An 18282-nucleotide genomic window follows, 5' to 3' on the forward strand; every position below is an offset into this window, starting at 1 on the left:
TCAGATCCGCAGGTGCACCAGGCTCGGCCCGGAGATGCTCAGCGCCTGTTCCACGGTGGAAGCCAGGCTGTCCATGGTCGCGGACAACCCGGTCGCGCCGAAGGATTCCGCGAGCTGCACCCAGTCCGGCTGCTTGAGGTCCACGGCCAGCGGGTCGATGTCACGGTCGACCATGCCCTGTCGGATTTCGCCGTACCCGCCGTTGTCCACGCAGATGATCGGCAGGTCCAGCTCGAGTTCCACGGCGGTCATGAGTTCTTGGATGCTGAACATCAGGGCGCCGTCGCCCAGTAGACACACCACCGGGCGGTCCGGTGCGGCTAACTTGGCGCCGATCGCCGCGGGCAAGCCGTAGCCCAGCGTCGCGTACGTGCCCATGTAAAGCAGCGAGTGCGGGGTGGGTGCGCGGAAGAACGTGGTGGATCCCATGTACGTCACCTGGGACGAGTCGCCGGCCATGATCGTGTTGTCCGGGACCACGTCCATGATGGTTTCGTTGAGCGCGGCCAGGTCGGGCGCCCACTGGCGCCCCTCGTTGTCCATGGCGTCGAAGACTTCGCGTAGGTCCGGTGCCTCTCGATCGCCGACGTCGCTCCCATCGTCCGCACGCAAGGCCTCCAGTAGCTGCGCCACCACGGCGGCCGAGTTGCCCGGTACCTCGATGTCCGGCGTGAGGTTGCACAGCATTTGGTCGCGCATGATGTCCACGCGGATGATCGGCCCCTGGGGTGTGATGTCGCCGCCCCACAGCTCGGCCTCGCCCACCTTGGAGCCGATGACCAAGAGCGCGTCGGCGGTGCGCAGGAATGAATGTGCCGTGGTCAACCTCAGATCCGCGCCCAGGGACAACCGGTGCTTCTCCGGAATCGCGCCCTTGCCGTTGGTCGTGGTGATGACGGGAGCTTCGAGTAGCTCGGCCAGTTCCAACAACTGAGAACCCGCGGCCAACGAGCCACCACCGGCCAGGACGACCGGACGAGAAGCTGCGGCGAGAGCAGCAGCCGCCGCGGCGACGTCGGACGCCGGTGCAGGCTGGGGCGCTCCCAGGGGACGCGGGGCCGTCGCGGACGCAGGCACGTCCGCCGGGCCCTCGAGGATGTCCAGCGGAATCTCGATGTGGATGGGCCGGGGGCGGGAATGGGCGAAGTCGCGCATGGCGTCGTGAATCATGGTCACGGCCTCGGTCCCGGACGTCACACGGCGGGACTGACCCACGATCGCGTTGACCGCGGCGGACGGGTTCTTGGTCTCGTGCAGCGAACCGATGTCCCGGAAGTCCTGACCCACCGGGCGGCGGGGTGACAGCAGGATCATGGGGCGCGATTCGGCGTACGCGGTGGCCGCGCCGGACAGCGAGTTCAGCAGCCCCGGCCCGGAGGTCGTGATGACCACGCCGGGCAACCCGCGCACCTGCGACCAGCCGTCCGCGCCGTAAGATGCGCCCTGCTCGTGCCGCGTGGTGATCGCTCGGATTCCCAGCTCGCGCAGCGGCCGGTAGAACTCAAGAGAATGGGTGCCGGGAATGCCGAACACGGTGTCGATCCCGTAGCCGCGCAGGGTCTCGAGGACCGCTCGGGCCACGGTGCGTTGGGGGTACGACGTCGCCTGGTTGCCTGGGTTTTCGCTCAAGACTTGGCCTCCTTGATCCGTTCCGACCACTCCGTGGAAATCTCGGCCGAGGTGCGCTTGGTCAGCAGCGACACCACCACGTACACGAGCGCGGAGGACAACAGGCCCAGGTAGATGGGGGCGTTGGCGAGCACGCCGAAGACCGCCATCGACACCAGGGTGACCAGAGAGCCCACGGCCATGGAGAGCGCGGCACCGATGGCGGTGCCGCGCTTCCAGATCAGACCGCCCAGGATGGCGACCAACAGGCCACCGACCAGCACGTTGTACGCAATGGTCAGGGCCACCACGGTGGATGGGACGAGCATGGAGATGAACGTGACCAGCAGTCCCACGACCACCACGTAGACGCGGTCCTTGAAGACGGAGGCGTCCTCGGAGCGGGCGCGAGCGACGTCGTCATGAGAAGCTCCGAACAGGCCCTTGAGGGTGGGGATCACGTCAACGCGAGCCACTGTGGAGGCCGCGATCATTGCGCCGGAGGCCGTGGACATCATGGCCGCCACGCCGGCAGCGAGCACCACACCGCCCAGGCCGGCGGGGACGTGCATCTGTGCCATGGCGGCGAACGCCTCTTCCGGAACGGACAGGTTGGGCAGTACGGCCGCCGCGGCGGTGCCGATCAGCGCACCCGCCACGCCGTACAGCGCAACGTAGGCGGCCGCGCCCAGGCCGGCCCAGCGCGCGACCTGCGGGGAGCGGGCGGTGAACACGCGCTGCCAGATGTCCTGGCCGATCAGCATGCCAAATCCGTAGACCACGAATTGCGTGATGATCGCCTGGAAGCCCATGGAACCCCAGTCGAAGTAGGTGGCGTCCAGGCGTTCGGTCAGCCCGTTGATGCCGCCGGCGGCGGAGAGTGAGAACGGCAGCAGGATCAGGAACATGCCGATGGTCATGAACACGAACTGCATCAGGTCGGTCAGGGTGATCGACCACATGCCGCCCAGCACGGAGTAGGCGATCACCACGGCACCGCCCAGCAGGATGGCCCAGGGGCGGGAAATGGGGAAGAGCACCGAGAAGATTGAGGCGTACGCGGCCGTGGACGTCACGGAAATCATGAGCGTGTACGCGAGCATCACGAATGACGAGGCGCTCGCACCGCCGCGGTCGCCGTAGCGCAACTGCAGCATCTGCGAGACCGTGAAGACCTTGAGCGACTGGATGCGTCCCGCGAAGAAGAGACTCAGCGCCGCCAAGCCTGTGGCGATCGCGACCACGAGCCACATGCCCGAAATGCCGTACTGGTAGCCCAGACCCACGCCGCCCACGGTGGACGCGCCACCCAGAACGACCGCCGCCATGGTGGAGGTGTACAGACCGGGGCCGAGTCGACGGCCGGCCACGCGATAGTCCGTGGCCGTCTTGGCTCGGCGTGCCGCCCACAGGCCGATGACCACCATGGCCACCAGGTACAGCACGATGACAAGCACATTCATGAAGGGGTTCTCCTCGAGAGATGGCGGGGGCAGCTGTTGCGTGAGGGGTTGATCTCGCGAAACGGGTACAGGGCATAGGGTTTATGCACTAGGTCACAAAAAATATCACTGCCGGGTCTCCGAGCCGACCACATCCTGGTTGCCCCCGGAGCGTGTGGTGTCCCGAGCGATCCTCGGGAAGAAGGGAGAATCCGTGGAACCGGAACGCATCGTGGAAACCACGGCTGACGGGCAAAAACGCGTGGGGCCGGTCAATGCGGCGCTCACTCCGCGGTGGGTGGGGCCTGCCACGTTCGCCCGACTACCGCGCACGGACCAGGTCGATCACACGGACATTGCCGTGGTGGGAATCCCGTTCGATTCCGGAGTGTCGTACCGTTCCGGCGCGCGCTTTGGGCCGAATCACGTGCGCGAATCCTCGCGGCTGCTGCGCCCCTACAATCCGGCTCAGAACCACTCGCCGTTCGCGCGCCTGCAGGTCGCGGATGCCGGCGACCTGGTCGGCAACCCGTTCGACATCAAGGACGCCATTTCGGCCATTGAAACCGGCGCGCTCGAGTTGATGGGTTCGGACACCAAGATCGTGGCCATCGGCGGCGATCACACCATTGCGCTACCCCTGATGCGTGCCGCGCATTCGCGGCACGGCAAGATCGCGCTGTTGCACTTCGACGCGCACCTGGACACGTGGGACACCTACTTCGGTGCAGAGTTCACGCACGGCACGCCGTTCCGCCGCGCGTTCGAAGAGGGCATTATCGACACGGACGCCGTCATGCACGTGGGAACCCGCGGTCCCCTTTACGGCACCAAGGACTTGGAGGATGATTCGTCCTTCGGTTTCGAGATCGTCTCCTCCGCGGACGTCATGCGCTCCGGTGTGGACGCCGTGGTCCAGGCCCTGCGCGAGCGCGTGGGCGACCGCCCGCTCTACGTGTCCTTGGACATCGACGTCCTGGATCCCGCCCACGCACCTGGCACCGGTACTCCCGAGGCGGGTGGCATGACCAGCCGCGAGGTCCTCGAGATCCTGCGTGGCTTGCGCGGTCTGGACGTGGTCGCGTGCGACGTCGTGGAGGTCGCCCCCGCGTACGATCACGCCGAGATCACCGGCATCGCCGCTGCTCACGTGGTCTACGAGTTGATCACGCTCATCAGCCTGGGTCCCGACGCCGCTCCGGACGGCCCCGCGTACGGCATCTCCGGCGCACGCTACGGCGAGGGGGAGTGACCATGGAATTCGCATCACGCGCGGCGGAGTTCCGGCCTTCGCCGGTGCGCGCCGTCTTTGAAACCGCTATGGACCCGTCCGTGGTCTCACTGGCAGGCGGCAATCCCGATCTGTCCGTGTTGCCGGGCGGGGACATCGGCGCGCTGGCTTCCTCCCTGTTGGCCGAACGGGCCGGGGAAATTCTGCAGTACGGTTCCGGCGCGGGGACGACGCCGCTGCGAGACCTGGTCGTGCACCTCATGTCCCGGGGTGGTTCGGACATCACCGCCGCTGACGTGCTTCCGACCACGGGATCGCAGGCCGGGCTGGATCTGGTGACCAAGCTGTTCTGCAATCCCGGTGACGTGATCCTCGCGGAAGGTCCCACCTATGTGGGCGCGCTGGGAGTCTTCGGCGCGTACGAGGTGGACGTCCGGCATGTGGAGCTCGACGACCACGGACTGGATCCCGAGCACGTGGCCACCGCGTTGGACGAGCTGGCTGCGGAGGGCAAACGGGTTCCGTTCGTGTACGTGATCCCGAGCTTCCAGAACCCGACCGGCGTGACCATGCCGACCGAGCGACGTCGTGAATTGGTGCGTGTCTGCGCCGAACGCGACGTGATGATCGTGGAGGACGATCCTTACGCCCTGTTGTCCTTCGACCGCTCCGGACCGCTGCCATCGATGCACGGCATGGACCCGGAACACGTAATTCACCTGGGCAGCTTCTCGAAGATCTTTGCCCCGGGGCTGCGCGTGGGATGGCTCGTGGCACCCCCGGAAGTCAGGGGGCGGCTGCAGATCGCCGCCGAATCCGTGGTGATCCACCCGTCCAATCTGGCGCAGTCGCTGGTCACCGCGTGGGTCGGGTCGGAGCAGTGGGAACCAGCACTGGGCCGGGCCGTGGAGTTCTACCGGGAGAGGTGGGAGGCCATGAAAACAGCGCTGGAGGAGTTCATGCCCGAGCGTGCCGACTGGACCGAGCCGACCGGTGGCTTCTTCACGTGGGTCAAGGTGCCCGGGTTGGCGGAGAAGGACGATCTGCTGCGGGACGCGATCGAGCAGGGAGTCGTTCTGGTGCCGGGTTCCGCGTGCTACTCGGACGGACGTCCCTCCGACGCCGTGCGGCTCGCGTTCTCCGGTGTCTCGCCCGTGCGCATCCGGGAAGGTGTGAAGCGGCTGGCGCAGATTCTGTAAGTCAGACCGCCACCTCCACCGCGATTCGCCGAACCCTTGAGTCTGATGTGAGGCAACTGCAGTCAGCGAGTCTTAGGGGAGGGAAGTGCTGGAATCCTCGCCGATTTCAGCATTTCCCTCCCACGAGACTGCCTGCCTGCACTTTCCTCACTCAGCGCTTCTTGGACCGCATAGCCGCTTTGACCGTGAACGGTTGGCCCGCGGTGGCGGCGCTATCCGGGGAGACGGTGATGAAGGTGTCGAAATAGCACGTGCTGTGCGAGGTCATGGCCACAATCTAGCCCGCAACCTGACCAGTGAGAAGTTGCTAGTTTCCGCAGAATAAGTTAGTTTAACTAACTATGGATAAGACTCCCGATGTTGAGAGCCAGTCCCTGGGTCGTGCGCCCCTTGAAAGTGCCGAGAAACTACGAACGGCGCTTCGTCACGGAGTGTTCTTCCTCCGGCGGATGGACAACACACGAGAACTCACGAGTCAGCAGATCAGCCTCATGTCCATGTTGACAGACGGCGGGGTCCGCATGACGACTATTGCAGCGAACCTCGGAGTCCGTACCCCTACCGCAACGCAGAGCGTCGACCGCCTCATGAAGTCCGGACTGGTGGAGCGTCAGCCAGACCCCGCCGATGCTCGCGCGGTTCTCGTGAAGCTCACGCGCCGCGGCCACAACGTGATCGCGGCCGAAGACCGCCACCGCAACGAGGTGGTTGCCAAGGTTCTCGCGCGGTTGGACGACAAGGAGCTGGCCGCGCTCGACGCCGCCATGCCCGTTCTCGAGAAACTCGCCAGCCCGCGCGGCGGCATGACGGGGGAGCACCAGCCCCGTCCGGGAGTTCGTCGGGACTGATCTGGACTCAGCCCTAGGTCTGCCCCGAAGACAAAGCGAGCCGGACCCGCCTCAATGGCGGGTCCGGCTCGTTTTCTGCGTACTGAGAATCAGATGGTCTCGGTAACGTCCTCGGCGTCGAAGCGCGGGTTACGTGCGTACTCGGGCTCAACCGGGGTGCCCAGGTTGACGACCACGATGGAGTGCTTGCCGGTGCCCTCGAAGAACTCCTCGTCCACGCCGGCCGGGTTGAAACCGGTCATGGGTCCGGCGGCCAGACCTGCAGTGCGAGCGGCAATGATGAAGTAACCCACCTGGATGTGGGAGTTGGCCTTACCGCTAGTGATGCGCATGTCGTCGTTCTCGTCGTACATACTCTTCATCTGCGGGGCGGCAGGCAGGAACTCGGGGAAGTGCTCGTGCCAGTTCTCGTCGTAGGACAGGATGGCGGTCAGCGGAGTGTTGCGGGTCTTCTCCTGGTTGCCGCGGCTCATGTGCTTGACCAGGCGCTCGCGGGCCTCCGGGGACTCGACCCAGGTGATGCGCATGGGCTGGGAGTTGAACGCGGTGGGGCCCATCTTGGTGAGCTCGTAGATGGTGCGCTTCTGCTCATCGGTCACGGGGGCGTCCGTGAAGTGGCTCGCGGTGCGGGCATCGCAGAACAAGCGATCCACGGCGTCCTGGTCGATGGCCACGGTCAGATCAGCGGTTGCGGTCTCAGTCATCTAGCGTCCTCTCGTCGTTCTCCCGTTCGGGCACCCACGCCGACGACGCACGCGCACCTTCCGAGAAATTGTTTCGTCGGAAAGTATAACTGCGCAGACTGCCGATGTGGTGCGGATGCAAGGAAGGTAACGTCACTGATTGGTCTGATGGCCATTCAGCCGTTTGTGACGATGCGCGCCGCGGTGGGTTTTCGGTGGTCACGGGCAGGGTCTAGTTTGGTCGAGTGACTTCCGTCTTCATCCCCGGCATGCTGACCGGGCTGGCCCTCATCGTGGCGATTGGTGCCCAGAACGCGTTCGTTCTGCGGCAGGGCATCCGACGTCAGCACGTGTGGGCCGTGGTGCTCATCTGCATCGCCTCGGACGTGTTCCTGATCTCCGTGGGAACTGCCGGGATCGGGTTCCTGATTGAACGCGTGCCGTGGTTGCTCGAGATCTTCCGCTGGGGTGGCGTGATCTATCTGGTGGGCTTCGCGATTCAATCGTTCCGCTCGGCCATGAAACCGCAGGGTCTGCAGGCAGCTGAGGAAGGTGGCGGCTCCCTCAAATCCGTGGTGCTCACAACGCTGGCCCTGACCTGGCTGAACCCCCACGTGTACCTGGACACCGTGATCATGCTGGGCAACCTTGCCAATCAGCAGGGCGATCAACGCTGGGTCTTTTCCGCCGGAGCCATTACGGGGTCCGTCATCTGGTTCATCGCGCTGGGAGCTGGTGCCAAGGCACTGTCCCGGGTCTTGAATACCCCGCTGACCTGGCGCATCGTGGACATCATGGTGGGTGTGGTCATGCTGGCGATCGCCCTGAAGCTGGCCTTGAGCCCGGCGGTCTGATCACTCGGACTGGGCCGCGGAGACAAACTTTCCACTTGTTCAGCTGCCTAAGCGCAATAGTCAGTCATCGCGATTCCGCCGCACGGCAGCTCGGGCGGCCTCCCGGTTCACGGCACTGATAGCTGACAGCGGGATGCCTGCCGGGCAGACCTCCGCGCATTCGCCATAGACCGAGCACGGGCCGAACTCTTCTTCGGCGGATTCCACCACCCCACGCGCACGCCGTCCACGCTCCGGCTTGCCTTGGGGGAGCGTGGCCAGGTGGGTCAGCAGTGAACCGGTGAACAGGTGTGAAGATCCGTTCGGGCACGCCGCAATGCACGCGCCGCAGCCGATGCACGCGGAGAAATCCAGAGCCCGCTCGGCCATGTCGAAGGGGATCTGGCGGGTGTCCGCATCCGGTGCGGTGCCCGCGTCAACGGACACGAATCCACCCGATGCAACCACCCGGTCCATCGCGGAACGGTCCACCACTAGATCGCGCACCACCGGGAACGCAGAGGACCTGAACGGTTCCATCCGAATATGCGCACCGTCCGAGAAGGACCTCAGGTGCTGACGGCACATGGGCGTGTGCGGCTCCGGACCGTGCGGAATCCCGTCCACCGTGATGCCACACGTGCCGCAAATTCCCTCGCGACAGTCCGTGTCGAAGGCAATGGGGTCTTCACCCTCCTCGACCAGTTGCGAATTGAGTCGATCCAGCAGCTCCGGCAGGGACATCTCCGCCGCGGCGTCGTCCACCGTGTACGAGACGAATCTGCCGTCGGTTTCGTCGGAGGCTTGCCGCCACACATCAATGGTCAGTTTCACAGTCGGTCTCCTCGCATGCTGCTGGACAACGCGAATCGGAAGCGTTCATGGGCGGACATCACTTGTAGTTCCTGGTCTGCAACGGAACTGCCTCGAACGACAGTGGTTCCGCATGTCGAATGGGTGCCCCGGGGTGCTCAGGAGTGCCGGGCACGTGCTCCCACGCGGACACGAACGCCCAGTTCTCATCGTCACGCTGAGCCTCGCCGCCCTCGGTCTGGTGGTCTTCGCGGAAGTGCGCCCCGCAGGACTCATCGCGGTCCAGTGCATCTACACACATGAGTTCGGCCATCTCCAAATAGTCGGCCACTCGCCCGGCACGCTCGAGTTCCTGGTTGAGTTGCCGTCCGGTCCCGGGAACGCGCAGATCTCGCCAAAACTCCGAACGCAGGGAACGGATCTCGGCCAACGCAGTTTCCAGTCCAGTAACGGTCCGGGACACACCACAACCGGTGTACAAAAGGTCCCCGAGCTTCCGGTGGAAATAGTCCGCACCGTGCGTGCCGCCGATGGAAAGCAGCTGCTCCGTGCGGGCCTTGACGTCCTCGACCGTGGCGCGCACGGCGTCGTCGTCAATGGAAAGCGGGGCGGTTCCAAGATGCGAAGCCAGGAAGTTGGGCACCGAGAACGGCAAGGTGAACCAGCCGTCCACGCACGCCGAGAGCAGCGAGTTGGCACCCAGTCGGTTGGCACCGTGGTAGCCCCATCCGGCCTCACCGCCCACGAACAGGCCGGGCACCGACGTCATCATGTCGTAGTCGCTCCACAGCCCACCCATCGCGAAGTGCGCGCCCGGTGCGATGCGCATGGGTTGGCTGTAGGGGTCCTCGCCGGTTGCGTCGAAATACATGGAGAACAGGTTCCCGTAGCGTTCCTCGATAGTCGGCTTGCCCAGCCGTGCGAGGGCATCGCGGAAATCCAGGTACACGCTGTTCTTGAGCGGGCCCACGCCGTGCCCCGCCTCGATCTGTTCGCGCGCCGCTCGGGAGGAGATGTCTCGCGGGGACAAGTTGCCGTACGCCGGGTACTTGCGCTCCAAGTAGTAGTCGCGCTCGTCTTCCGGAATCTCGTTGGGCGGGCGATCGTCACCGGCCCTTGCCGGAACCCAGATCCGCCCGTCGTTGCGCAGCGACTCACTCATCAGCGTGGTCTTGGACTGCCAATGCGAGCTCACCGGCAGGGCGGTCGGGTGGAATTGAATGAAGGAGGGCGAGGCAAAGTACGCTCCGCGCTTGTGCGCCCGCCACGCCGCGGTCACGTTGGAATTGTGCGCGAGCGTCGAGCGGAAATACACGTTGCCGTACCCGCCCGTGCACAGCACCACGGCGTGCGCGGTCTCCGCCTCGATCTCGCCGGTGTACAGATTGCGGCACACCACGCCCTGCGCGCGGCCGTCCTTGACGACCAGATCCAGCATTTCGCGGTGCGTCCGCAGGCTCACGGTGCCTGTGCTCACCTGGCGTTGCAGCGCCCTGGACGCCGCCACCTGAAGCTGCTGCCCGGTCTGCCCGCGCGTGTAATAGGTGCGCGAGACCTGAACACCACCGAACGAGCGGGTGCGCAGCTCGCCGCCGTATTCACGAGCGAACGGCACGGCGATCGCGTCCATGTGGTTGATCACGCGCACGGATTCCTGGCCCAGTCGGAAGCAGTCCGCCTCCCGCCCGCGGAAATCCCCGCCTTTCACGGTGTCCTTGACGAACCGCTCGAGCGAATCGTTGTCCACTTTCTTCGCGCGGGCCGCGTTGATGCCACCCTGGGCGGCCACCGAGTGGGCGCGGCGGGCGGCGTCGTGGAAGGTATAGACGACGACGTCGTACCCCAGCTCCCCGAGCGCGGCAGCACATCCTGCCCCGGCCAGTCCCGTACCCACCACGATCACGCGGAACTTGCGCCGGTTGAGCGGGCTGACCAGCTTGTAGTCGAGTTTCCTGCGGGCCCACGCCGTGGCCGGATCGCCCTCGGGGATGTGGCCGTCCAGGGGCTCGGATGCGCGTTCGGTCAACGGGGAGCTCATGAAATCAGTCCTGTCAGAACAGCCACGGGAATGGTGATGTTGCCCAGGGCGACCACCAGAGCCACCAGCAGGGCCACGGCGGACAAAATGTTGCGTGCCTTGGATCCCACACCGGCACCCATGTCGTACACCGAGCTGACCAGGCCGTGGAGCAGGTGCAGGGCCAGGGCGAGCATGGCCACGATGTAAATCAGGGAGGCCGGCCAACGGCTGAACGAGTCCACCAGGTTGGAATACGCGTGGGACGTCTCGTGCGTGGCCGCCTGGAAACCGTCCGGGGCGGCGGGGGAGGTGCCGGTGGTGAGGTCCAGGACGTGGAAGATCACGAACAACAGCAACACCACGCCGGTGACCAGCATGGAACGACCGGCGAACACGGAAAGGCCCAGGCCGCGGCGTGCTCGAATGCTGGGCGCCCGGGCACCGCCGCGAGCCCGCCGAGCCCGGGATTTCAGGATGAGCGCGCACACGATGTGCGCGATCACGCTGACCACCAGCACTACGCGTAGGATCCAGAGCAAACCCTCGTAGGGGAGCACGGGATAAAACGCGTTGCGCAGCCAGTGGGCGTAGGAGTTGAAGGCCTCGGGGCCCTGATAGACCTTGAGGTTGCCGATCATGTGGACCAGGACATAGGCCGAGAACATCAGGCCGGTAATGGCCATGATGTATTTGGCAGCCACGGATGAGAACCGGCTGCGGTGACCTGCGCGCGTGACGGGCGCGGATCCACTCGGACGTACGGGGGCGGGTGCTGACATGGCGGCTCCAGCTTCGTAGACGGAAGCTGCGGACGCAGCTCCCGGCGACCTCTCACCCCAGCTTATCCGGGGTGTCCTCAGCATTGGGGGTATGGCGCGCTGTATCCACAGGTGCTTTCGTGAGTGACAATGGGGGATGTGAGTGCCGAACGTATGGCGGCGGACGGCCCCGCGGGGGCCCCGACTGCGAACCAGTGCCCGGTGACAGGGCGGAGCGACAGCCAGGATATGGATCAGCGAAAAGCCACCGACGGTGAATGGAACACCGGCATCCCCATCGAGAGGGTGGGTGACGGTTGGCGCATCAGTTCGCTGAACCTTGCACGCCAGGTACTGCGGAACCAGAAGACTCTGCAGGCTGGTTTCCGCGCCGAACAGGTGCGTGCGGGACTGCGCAAGTCACGCCATCCCGTCCTGTTCTCGGACGGCCCGGAGCACCGCGAGCAGCGCTCCATGATCGCTCGCTTCTTCGCGCCCACCACCGTGGACACCACTTACCGCGAGCTCATGGACCGCTACGCCAAAGAGACCTTGGCTGAGCTGGACCGCACCGGGTCGCTCGACCTGGGCGAGGCGGCCATGGGGTACTCCGTTCGGGTGGCCGCGCACATCGTGGGCCTGGACGGCACCGATCCGGACGCCATGGGGCGGCGCCTCATGAAACTTTTCGGCAGCGACGCCGATCCCACCGAGACACCTCGCAACGCTGTGCACAAGGTGTGGTTCACGATCCGCTCGTCCCTGAACAGCCTCCCGGTGGCCACATTCACATGGCACGACGTTCGCCCGGCGGTCAAAGCTCGCAAGAAGGAGCGCCGAGCAGACGTGATCTCGCACCTGCTCGATCAGAATTACACCCTGACGGAAATTGCGACCGAGTGCCTCACTTACGCCGCGGCGGGCATGGTCACCACGCGCGAGTTCATTGCCATGTCTGTGTGGCACTTGCTCGAGAACAAGCCGCTGCAGGAGCGGTTCATGGTGGCGGGTAAGGGTGAGCGATATGCGATCCTGCACGACATCCTGCGCTTGGAACCCGTGGTGGGCCTGCTCTACCGCCGCGCCACCGAGGACATCGAGGTCGAACACGACGGCCAGAGCTACACGATTCCCGCCGGTGACATGATCACGATGTCCGTCAAGGACACCAATGTGGACACCGAGGTCTTCAACCAGCCCCGCGAGGTCTGTCCCGAGCGCAAACTTCCGCGCGGGGCTCGTCCCGAAGGCGCAGCCTTTGGCGACGGTGCCCACCGCTGCCCGGGTCACTTCGTCGCCATCCAGGAGACCGACGTGTTCTTGCGCGAACTATTCATCCGCGAGGTGGAGCAATTGGCCGCGCCCGAGCTGTTCACTGACGCGTTGATCGCCGGATACAGGGTGGAGGGGCTGCGCGTGGGGCTTTCCTCAGCTGGTCAGAGCGGTGTGCTGAAATAGGGGCATGAAGAAGTACTCCTCGTACACACAGAGCGGCACGGGCCGGCCCGTGGAGGAGTTCACCGCATCCAAGTCCCTGCAGGGGTTCCTGAACAACGCCATTGAGCGCGCGGAGCAGGTCAATCCTCGGTTCGCCGAGCTGTGGCGGGAGATCGCCCGCGTGGCCAACGGTGGCAAGGGTGTGCGGCCGCAACTGCTGCACATGGTCACCCATTCTTATCCGGCCCGTCCCGTGCACCCGGTCATCAACGCCGTGGGTGCAGGGTTCGAATTGCTCCACACCGCCCTGCTCATTCACGACGACGTGATCGACCAGGACGAGCTGCGCCGTCACCAACCCACGGTCAACGCGGCGGCCGAACGGCGCGCGGCGACCCGGATGGCGTTGGGTGCCCGAGCGACGTCGGCGGGGGGAACCGAACACGCGAAACAGTACGGGCGCAGCGTGGGGATCCTGGCCGGTGACCTCGCGCTCACGGGCGCGTACCGGCTGATCGCCACGTCGCATGCGCCGGAATCGCGACTGCTGCGGCTGCTTGCGATCCTGGACGAAGCGGTGTTCCGGTCTGCGGCCGGCGAGTTCCTGGACGTTGAGCACGCCTTGCCCGGTTTGACGGTGTCCAATCAGGAAATCCTACTGGCCACGCGTCTGAAGACCTCCGCGTACTCATTTGAAGCCCCACTGACCGCCGGTGCCGTGCTGGGTGGTGCTCCCGTGGCGGACGTCAACGTGCTCGGCGATGTCGGCCGGGCCATGGGTACGGCCTACCAGCTCGCGGACGATGTCCTGGGTGTTTTCGGCGACCCGGAACGGACCGGCAAGTCGGCTCAATCGGATCTGCGCGAGGGCAAACGGACCATGCTCATCTCCCTCGCCGAACACGGGCCGTACGGACCCAAACTGCGGGAAATTCTGGACCGGGCCGCGGTAGAAGGTCTGAGCGATGAGGACGCCCACGCCGCCAAGGACCTGTTAGAACGCTGTGGTGCCCGCGCCGGTGTGGAGCGCATGGCGGAGCAGGCTGCTCAACGGGCCAAGGACCTGCTGGAAGATTCGCAGCTGCCAGACACATTAGTGGAGCAGCTGTCGGAGACCACGGACGGCATCGTGCGGCGGACCAAGTAGGTCCACCGCACGATGCACTGCCGCCGGAAGTAAGGCCCCGGCCGGTACCCGAGCCGCTACATCCGCAAGAACGCGCTGGTCGGATCCTCCACGGCGTCGGCGACAAAACGCAGGAAACCGCCCGCCGAACCGCCATCGCACACGCGGTGATCGAAAGCGAGGGTCAGGGTGGTGACCTTGCGGACCGCGAGTTCACCGTTGACGACCCAGGGCTTGTCGATGATGCGTCCGATACCCAGGATGCCCACCTCGGGGTGGTTGATGATGGGCGTGGCGCCGTCCGTGCCGAACACGCCGTAGTTGTTGAGCGTGAACGTGCTGCCCGACAGTTCCGACGGGCTCGCCTTGCCGGAGCGGGCCACCTCGATGACCTCGCGCATGCGCTGGTTGAGCTCCACGGTGTTGAGCTGATCCGCGTTGCGCAGGTTGGGAACCAGCAGTCCGCGCTCGGATTCCACGGCCAGGCCCAGGTTCACACCGTCGAAGCGCACGATCGAGCGCGTGCCGTCCTCGTGGGTCTCGAGCCGTGAACACAGTTGCGGGTAGGCGCGCAGCCCGGCCAGCGTGAAACGAGCCAGCAGTGCGAGCAGACTCGGCGCGTTCTCCGGGTCCTTGGCCTTGTAGCTCGCGCGCAGGTTCAGCAGCTCGGTCGCGTCCACATCCACCCAGATGGTGGCCTCGGGAATTTCGGTGCGCGAGCGCGTCATCGCATCGGATATCGCCTTGCGCACGCCCTTGACGGGTTCGCGCTGCGCCACGGCCAGGCCGGTTCGCGAGTCCACATTCTGCCCGTGCGTGCCAGCGACATTCGCCGACGCCGCTGCGCCCACCGCAGTCTCGCCTGTCCTCCTCCCGCCGGGGGCCGCGCTCGCATGGGGAGGAAGGGTCGAGTGGCCCGGGTCCGCAGCGGTGGCCGGCCACCCCTTGCTGGGCGTGGGCGGAACCGACGTGTGATGCGCCGCTGAGCCGGGAGCTGCCGGCGCGGCCGGAGCCGGGGGAGCGGGAGGTGGCGTCGCGAGACCGGTGGGCGCGGGACCGGCCGCATCCGAGCGGCGTCGTTGATCGTCCACCTGATCCAGAGCGGCCCGGATGTCCTGACGCAAGATCAGTCCGCCCGGACCGGTTCCGGTGAGCCCGGTAATGTCCACGCCGTGCTCCTTGGCGAGCTTGCGAACCAGCGGCGAGATGACCGTGGGGGCCATGCGCGGTGCCGCGGTGAGCGCGTCGTGGGTGTGGGATGCGGCACCGGACTGGCCGGTCGCGGAACCGCCGGACGTGCGCGCGGACTTGCCGCGGCGGCGTCGGCGGGACGAACCACCCGAGGTGGTTCCGTAGCCGATCAGTACGTTGCCGGAGGACTCGTCGGAACTGTCGTCCGCTGACTCCTCGGCGGAGGGCTGCGTTCCCGCGCGCTCCTCCTCGCGGTAGCTCGCGCCCTGGGTGGGTGCGGGAGAGTCCTCGGATTCGGTGGCCGAAGCCTCCGTGGCGGGTGCCGGGGCGTCCTCAGAGGCCGGGGTTTCGGCGCCGTCGGAGACCGAGATCAGCGACTGGCCCACCGTGAGCGTCTCGCCCTCCGCGCCGTGCAACTTGTGGACCGTGCCCTCGAAGGGGCTGGGGATCTCGACCGCTGATTTGGCGGTTTCGACCTCCACGATCGGCTGGTCCATGGCCACGGTGTCACCCTCGGCGACCAGCCAGTGCAGGATGTCCGCCTCGGTGAGACCTTCGCCCAGGTCGGGCAGATGGAACACATTGATGCTCACGGGTCAGTCCTCCCACTGCAGTTCGTCCAGGGTGTCGAGGATCCGCTCGACACTGGGGATGTGATGGTGTTCGAAAGCCGGCGAGGGGTAGGGGATGTCGAATCCCGTGACCCGTAGGACCGGCGCGGCCAGCGAATGGAAGCAGCGCTGCTGGGTGCGCGCCACGATCTCCGAGGCCACGGACGCGAAGCCCTGTGCCTCGGCCACGACCACGGCGCGGCCGGTTTTGCGCACGGATGCGGCGACCGTTTCGTCGTCGTAGGGCACGATGGTGCCCAGGTCGATGACCTCCACGCTCATCCCGTCCTGCGCGGCTTCTTCCGCCGCGGACAAGCACACGGGAACGGACGGGCCGTAGCTGATCAGGGTCGCGTCCGTGCCTTCACGGGCGACGACGGCGTGTCCCTCGCGTTTCGGCGCGCTCCCGTTGGCGTACTGCTCGCGCAGTTCGTCCAGGTCGATCTGGGCGGTGGACCAGTACAACCGCTTGGGCTCGAAGAACACCACGGGGTCCGGGGAGTCGATGGCCTCGCGCAACATCAGGTAGGCATCGGTGACGGAGGCCGGGGTGAAGACCTTCAGGCCCGGGGTGTGCGCGTAGTAGGACTCCGAGGAATCACAGTGGTGCTCCACACCTCCCACGCCGCCGCCGTAGGGAATGCGGATGACCATCTGCATTCCCAGCTTGCCGCGGGTGCGATTGTGCATCTTGGCCACGTGCGAGGCGATCTGCTCGAACGCGGGGTAGGCGAAAGCATCGAACTGCATCTCGACCACCGGGCGCATGCCGTTCATGGCCATGCCCACGGCGGTGCCGATGATCCCGGACTCCGCCAGGGGAGTGTCGAAGCAACGCTCGCGGCCGAACTTGGCGGTCAGGCCGTCGGTGATACGGAAAACGCCGCCGAGGGTTCCCACGTCCTCACCGAAGACCAGCACGCTCGGATCGGTTTCCAGGGCGTCCGCGAGAGCGGTGTTCAGCGCCTTGGCAAAGCTGACTTTCTGGACGCTCATCACGCCTCCTCTCGGGACAGTTCGTCGGCCAGCAGATCGGACTGCTCGCGCAACTGGGTGGTGGGTTCGCTGTAGACGTGGCGGAACAGATCCTGCGGGTCCAGTTCCGGTTTGGTCGCCATGGCTTCGCGCAAGCGCTTGGCCATGTCCTCGGCGTGCGTGGAGATCTGCTCCGACGCGGCGTCGTCCAGGGCGTCCTGATCCGTCAGGTAGCGCTGCATGCGCGTGATCGGATCCTTGGCGACCCATTCGGAGACCTCGTCGCGCTCGCGGTAGCGGGTGTCATCGTCCGCGTTGGTGTGCGCCTGCATGCGGTAGGTCATGGCCTCGACCAGCAGCGGGCCCTTGCCCTGGCGGCACAGGTCGACGCCGCGGCCCAGCACGGAGAGCAGCGCGGCCAGGTCGTTGCCGTCCACGCGCTCGCCGGCCATGCCGTAGCCGACCGCCTTGTGCGCGAGCGTGGGGGCGTGGGTCTGGGAGGACAGCGGCACGGAGATCGCATAACCGTTGTTCTGCACCAGGAACAGGACGGGCAATTGGAATACGGCGGCGAAGTTGAGGGCTTCGTGGAAGTCGCCCTCGGAGGTGGCGCCGTCGCCGCACATCGCCAGGGTGACGGTGTCCTCGCCGCGCAGCTTGGCCGCGTGTGCCACGCCCACTGCGTGCAGGAGCTGGGTGGTGAGTGGGGTGGCCTGGATGCTGACCTTGTACTCGCGCGGATCGAAGCCGCCGTGCCAGTCACCGCGGAACGTGCTCATGACCTCGAGCGGGTCCACGCCGCGGGACATCACGGCCACCGAGTCGCGGTAGGTGGGGAACAGCCAGTCGTTGGCGCCCAAGCACATGGCCGCGGCGACCTGGCAGGCTTCCTGGCCGTGGCTCGAGGGGTAGACGGCCATGCGTCCCTGCCGGACCAACGCCATGTTCTGGTCGTTGATGCGACGACCCACTACGAGCTTCTCGTAGGCCTTGAGCAACTGCTCGGTCGAGGGCATGGGGTACTCGTGACCCGGTTCGGGGCCCTGCTCGCTGTCCGGGACGGGCTGTCCATCCGGGGCTAGCAGTTGGATCTCGCTGGTTGCCGGAAGCATGTAGGCCTCCGGGGTGATGCCGAAGTTCTTGGACGCTTCCACCGCGGGGATCACGGGTGCGGTGTCCTCTGCGGGGGTTTCGTCGACGGCGTTGGGTGCGGTCGCTTCGATCGCGGAGTTCTCCTGCGCTTCAGGAGCCTCGGAGTCCGGCGTGGGGGTTTCGGCTGCGGGTTCGCTGCCGGGTGAAGTGGGCTCGCTCATGGCCGACCCCTTCCATGGTTGGTTCAGACGTTTCGTGATCCAAGTATGGGAACTATCGGCCTGTTGTCTCCCCACTTCGGGGATGCACTGGACAAAAGTGCGCCGCAGGGACTCATCGTGGACAATATGATCTGATGTGACCTACGTCATGACAGTTTGTCGGATGGGTCACAGCCGTCCGAGTGGTGAGGGCT

15 protein-coding genes are annotated in these 18282 nt (G+C 65.8%); 6 read left to right on the plus strand and 9 right to left on the minus strand.

What is annotated here, in order from left to right; all coding sequences use genetic code 11:
- Both RF638_RS10275 and RF638_RS10280 read right to left on the minus strand, forming a co-directional pair.
- Complete coding sequence (locus RF638_RS10275) at positions 1 to 1629, minus strand: thiamine pyrophosphate-binding protein (RefSeq protein WP_368841970.1); 1629 nt, start codon at positions 1627 to 1629, stop codon at positions 1 to 3.
- Complete coding sequence (locus tag RF638_RS10280) at positions 1626 to 3071, minus strand: sodium:solute symporter (RefSeq protein ID WP_129702313.1); 1446 nt, start codon at positions 3069 to 3071, stop codon at positions 1626 to 1628. The genes RF638_RS10275 and RF638_RS10280 overlap by 4 nt, the downstream gene beginning before the upstream one ends.
- A 193-nt stretch (positions 3072 to 3264) precedes the next feature.
- Here RF638_RS10280 and speB point away from each other — a divergent pair, with 193 nt between their 5' ends.
- The 3 genes from speB (at position 3265) to RF638_RS10295 (ending at position 6328) form a co-directional block, all read left to right on the plus strand.
- On the plus strand, positions 3265 to 4302 hold the full coding sequence (gene speB / locus RF638_RS10285; RefSeq protein WP_095798558.1) for an agmatinase: 1038 nt from the start codon (positions 3265 to 3267) through the stop codon (positions 4300 to 4302).
- A 2-nt stretch (positions 4303 to 4304) separates the two neighbouring features.
- Positions 4305 to 5480, plus strand: coding sequence for a PLP-dependent aminotransferase family protein (locus tag RF638_RS10290; protein WP_095798504.1), 1176 nt, complete (start codon positions 4305 to 4307; stop codon positions 5478 to 5480).
- 341 nt (positions 5481 to 5821) lie between these two features.
- A complete protein-coding gene (locus RF638_RS10295; RefSeq protein WP_095798505.1) occupies positions 5822 to 6328 on the plus strand; it encodes a MarR family winged helix-turn-helix transcriptional regulator in 507 nt (168 codons plus the stop codon).
- An 89-nt stretch (positions 6329 to 6417) separates the two neighbouring features.
- Here the strand turns inward: RF638_RS10295 and RF638_RS10300 are convergent, their stop codons facing one another.
- Positions 6418 to 7032 (minus strand): malonic semialdehyde reductase, encoded by a 615-nt coding sequence (locus RF638_RS10300; RefSeq protein WP_368841971.1) that lies wholly within the window; start codon positions 7030 to 7032, stop codon positions 6418 to 6420.
- A 248-nt stretch (positions 7033 to 7280) separates the two neighbouring features.
- Between RF638_RS10300 and RF638_RS10305 the strand changes: the two genes are divergently transcribed.
- Positions 7281 to 7865 carry a LysE/ArgO family amino acid transporter gene (locus RF638_RS10305; RefSeq protein WP_259917380.1) on the plus strand — a complete coding sequence of 195 codons (585 nt, stop codon included), beginning with the start codon at positions 7281 to 7283 and terminating at the stop codon, positions 7863 to 7865.
- 60 nt (positions 7866 to 7925) lie between these two features.
- Here the strand turns inward: RF638_RS10305 and RF638_RS10310 are convergent, their stop codons facing one another.
- The 3 genes from RF638_RS10310 to RF638_RS10320 are packed head-to-tail and all read right to left on the minus strand — an operon-like array spanning position 7926 to position 11456.
- Complete coding sequence (locus tag RF638_RS10310) at positions 7926 to 8678, minus strand: succinate dehydrogenase/fumarate reductase iron-sulfur subunit (RefSeq protein WP_095798507.1); 753 nt, start codon at positions 8676 to 8678, stop codon at positions 7926 to 7928.
- Positions 8679 to 8736: 58 nt separating this feature from the next.
- A complete protein-coding gene (locus RF638_RS10315; protein ID WP_368841972.1) occupies positions 8737 to 10695 on the minus strand; it encodes a fumarate reductase/succinate dehydrogenase flavoprotein subunit in 1959 nt (652 codons plus the stop codon).
- Complete coding sequence (locus tag RF638_RS10320; RefSeq protein WP_259917366.1) at positions 10692 to 11456, minus strand: succinate dehydrogenase cytochrome b subunit; 765 nt, start codon at positions 11454 to 11456, stop codon at positions 10692 to 10694. The genes RF638_RS10315 and RF638_RS10320 overlap by 4 nt, the downstream gene beginning before the upstream one ends.
- A 228-nt stretch (positions 11457 to 11684) precedes the next feature.
- On the opposite strand from RF638_RS10320, the gene RF638_RS10325 reads away from it, so the two are divergent.
- Both RF638_RS10325 and RF638_RS10330 read left to right on the plus strand, forming a co-directional pair.
- Positions 11685 to 12893 (plus strand): cytochrome P450, encoded by a 1209-nt coding sequence (locus RF638_RS10325; RefSeq protein ID WP_368841973.1) that lies wholly within the window; start codon positions 11685 to 11687, stop codon positions 12891 to 12893.
- A 4-nt stretch (positions 12894 to 12897) separates the two neighbouring features.
- Positions 12898 to 14019 (plus strand): polyprenyl synthetase family protein, encoded by a 1122-nt coding sequence (locus RF638_RS10330; protein ID WP_368629703.1) that lies wholly within the window; start codon positions 12898 to 12900, stop codon positions 14017 to 14019.
- A gap of 56 nt (positions 14020 to 14075) precedes the next feature.
- On the opposite strand, the gene RF638_RS10335 is transcribed toward RF638_RS10330, so the two are convergent.
- From RF638_RS10335 to pdhA, 3 genes are read right to left on the minus strand one after another with little or no spacing between them, the layout of a single operon-like run.
- Positions 14076 to 15782: a dihydrolipoamide acetyltransferase family protein gene (locus RF638_RS10335; protein WP_259917582.1), complete on the minus strand. Its 1707-nt coding sequence runs from the start codon at positions 15780 to 15782 to the stop codon at positions 14076 to 14078.
- Positions 15783 to 15785: 3 nt separating this feature from the next.
- The gene (locus RF638_RS10340; protein ID WP_315277220.1) at positions 15786 to 16796 is read right to left on the minus strand and encodes an alpha-ketoacid dehydrogenase subunit beta; all 1011 of its coding nucleotides are present in this window, start codon (positions 16794 to 16796) and stop codon (positions 15786 to 15788) included.
- Entirely contained in the window at positions 16796 to 18088 is a 1293-nt protein-coding gene (pdhA, locus tag RF638_RS10345) for a pyruvate dehydrogenase (acetyl-transferring) E1 component subunit alpha (protein WP_315277222.1), read from the minus strand. Before pdhA ends, RF638_RS10340 begins: the two co-directional genes overlap by 1 nt.
- Between the last annotated feature and the right edge of the window lie 194 nt (positions 18089 to 18282).

The sequence above is a fragment of the Kocuria sp. CPCC 205235 genome (assembly GCF_040980905.1).
GTDB lineage: Bacteria > Actinomycetota > Actinomycetes > Actinomycetales > Micrococcaceae > Kocuria > Kocuria carniphila.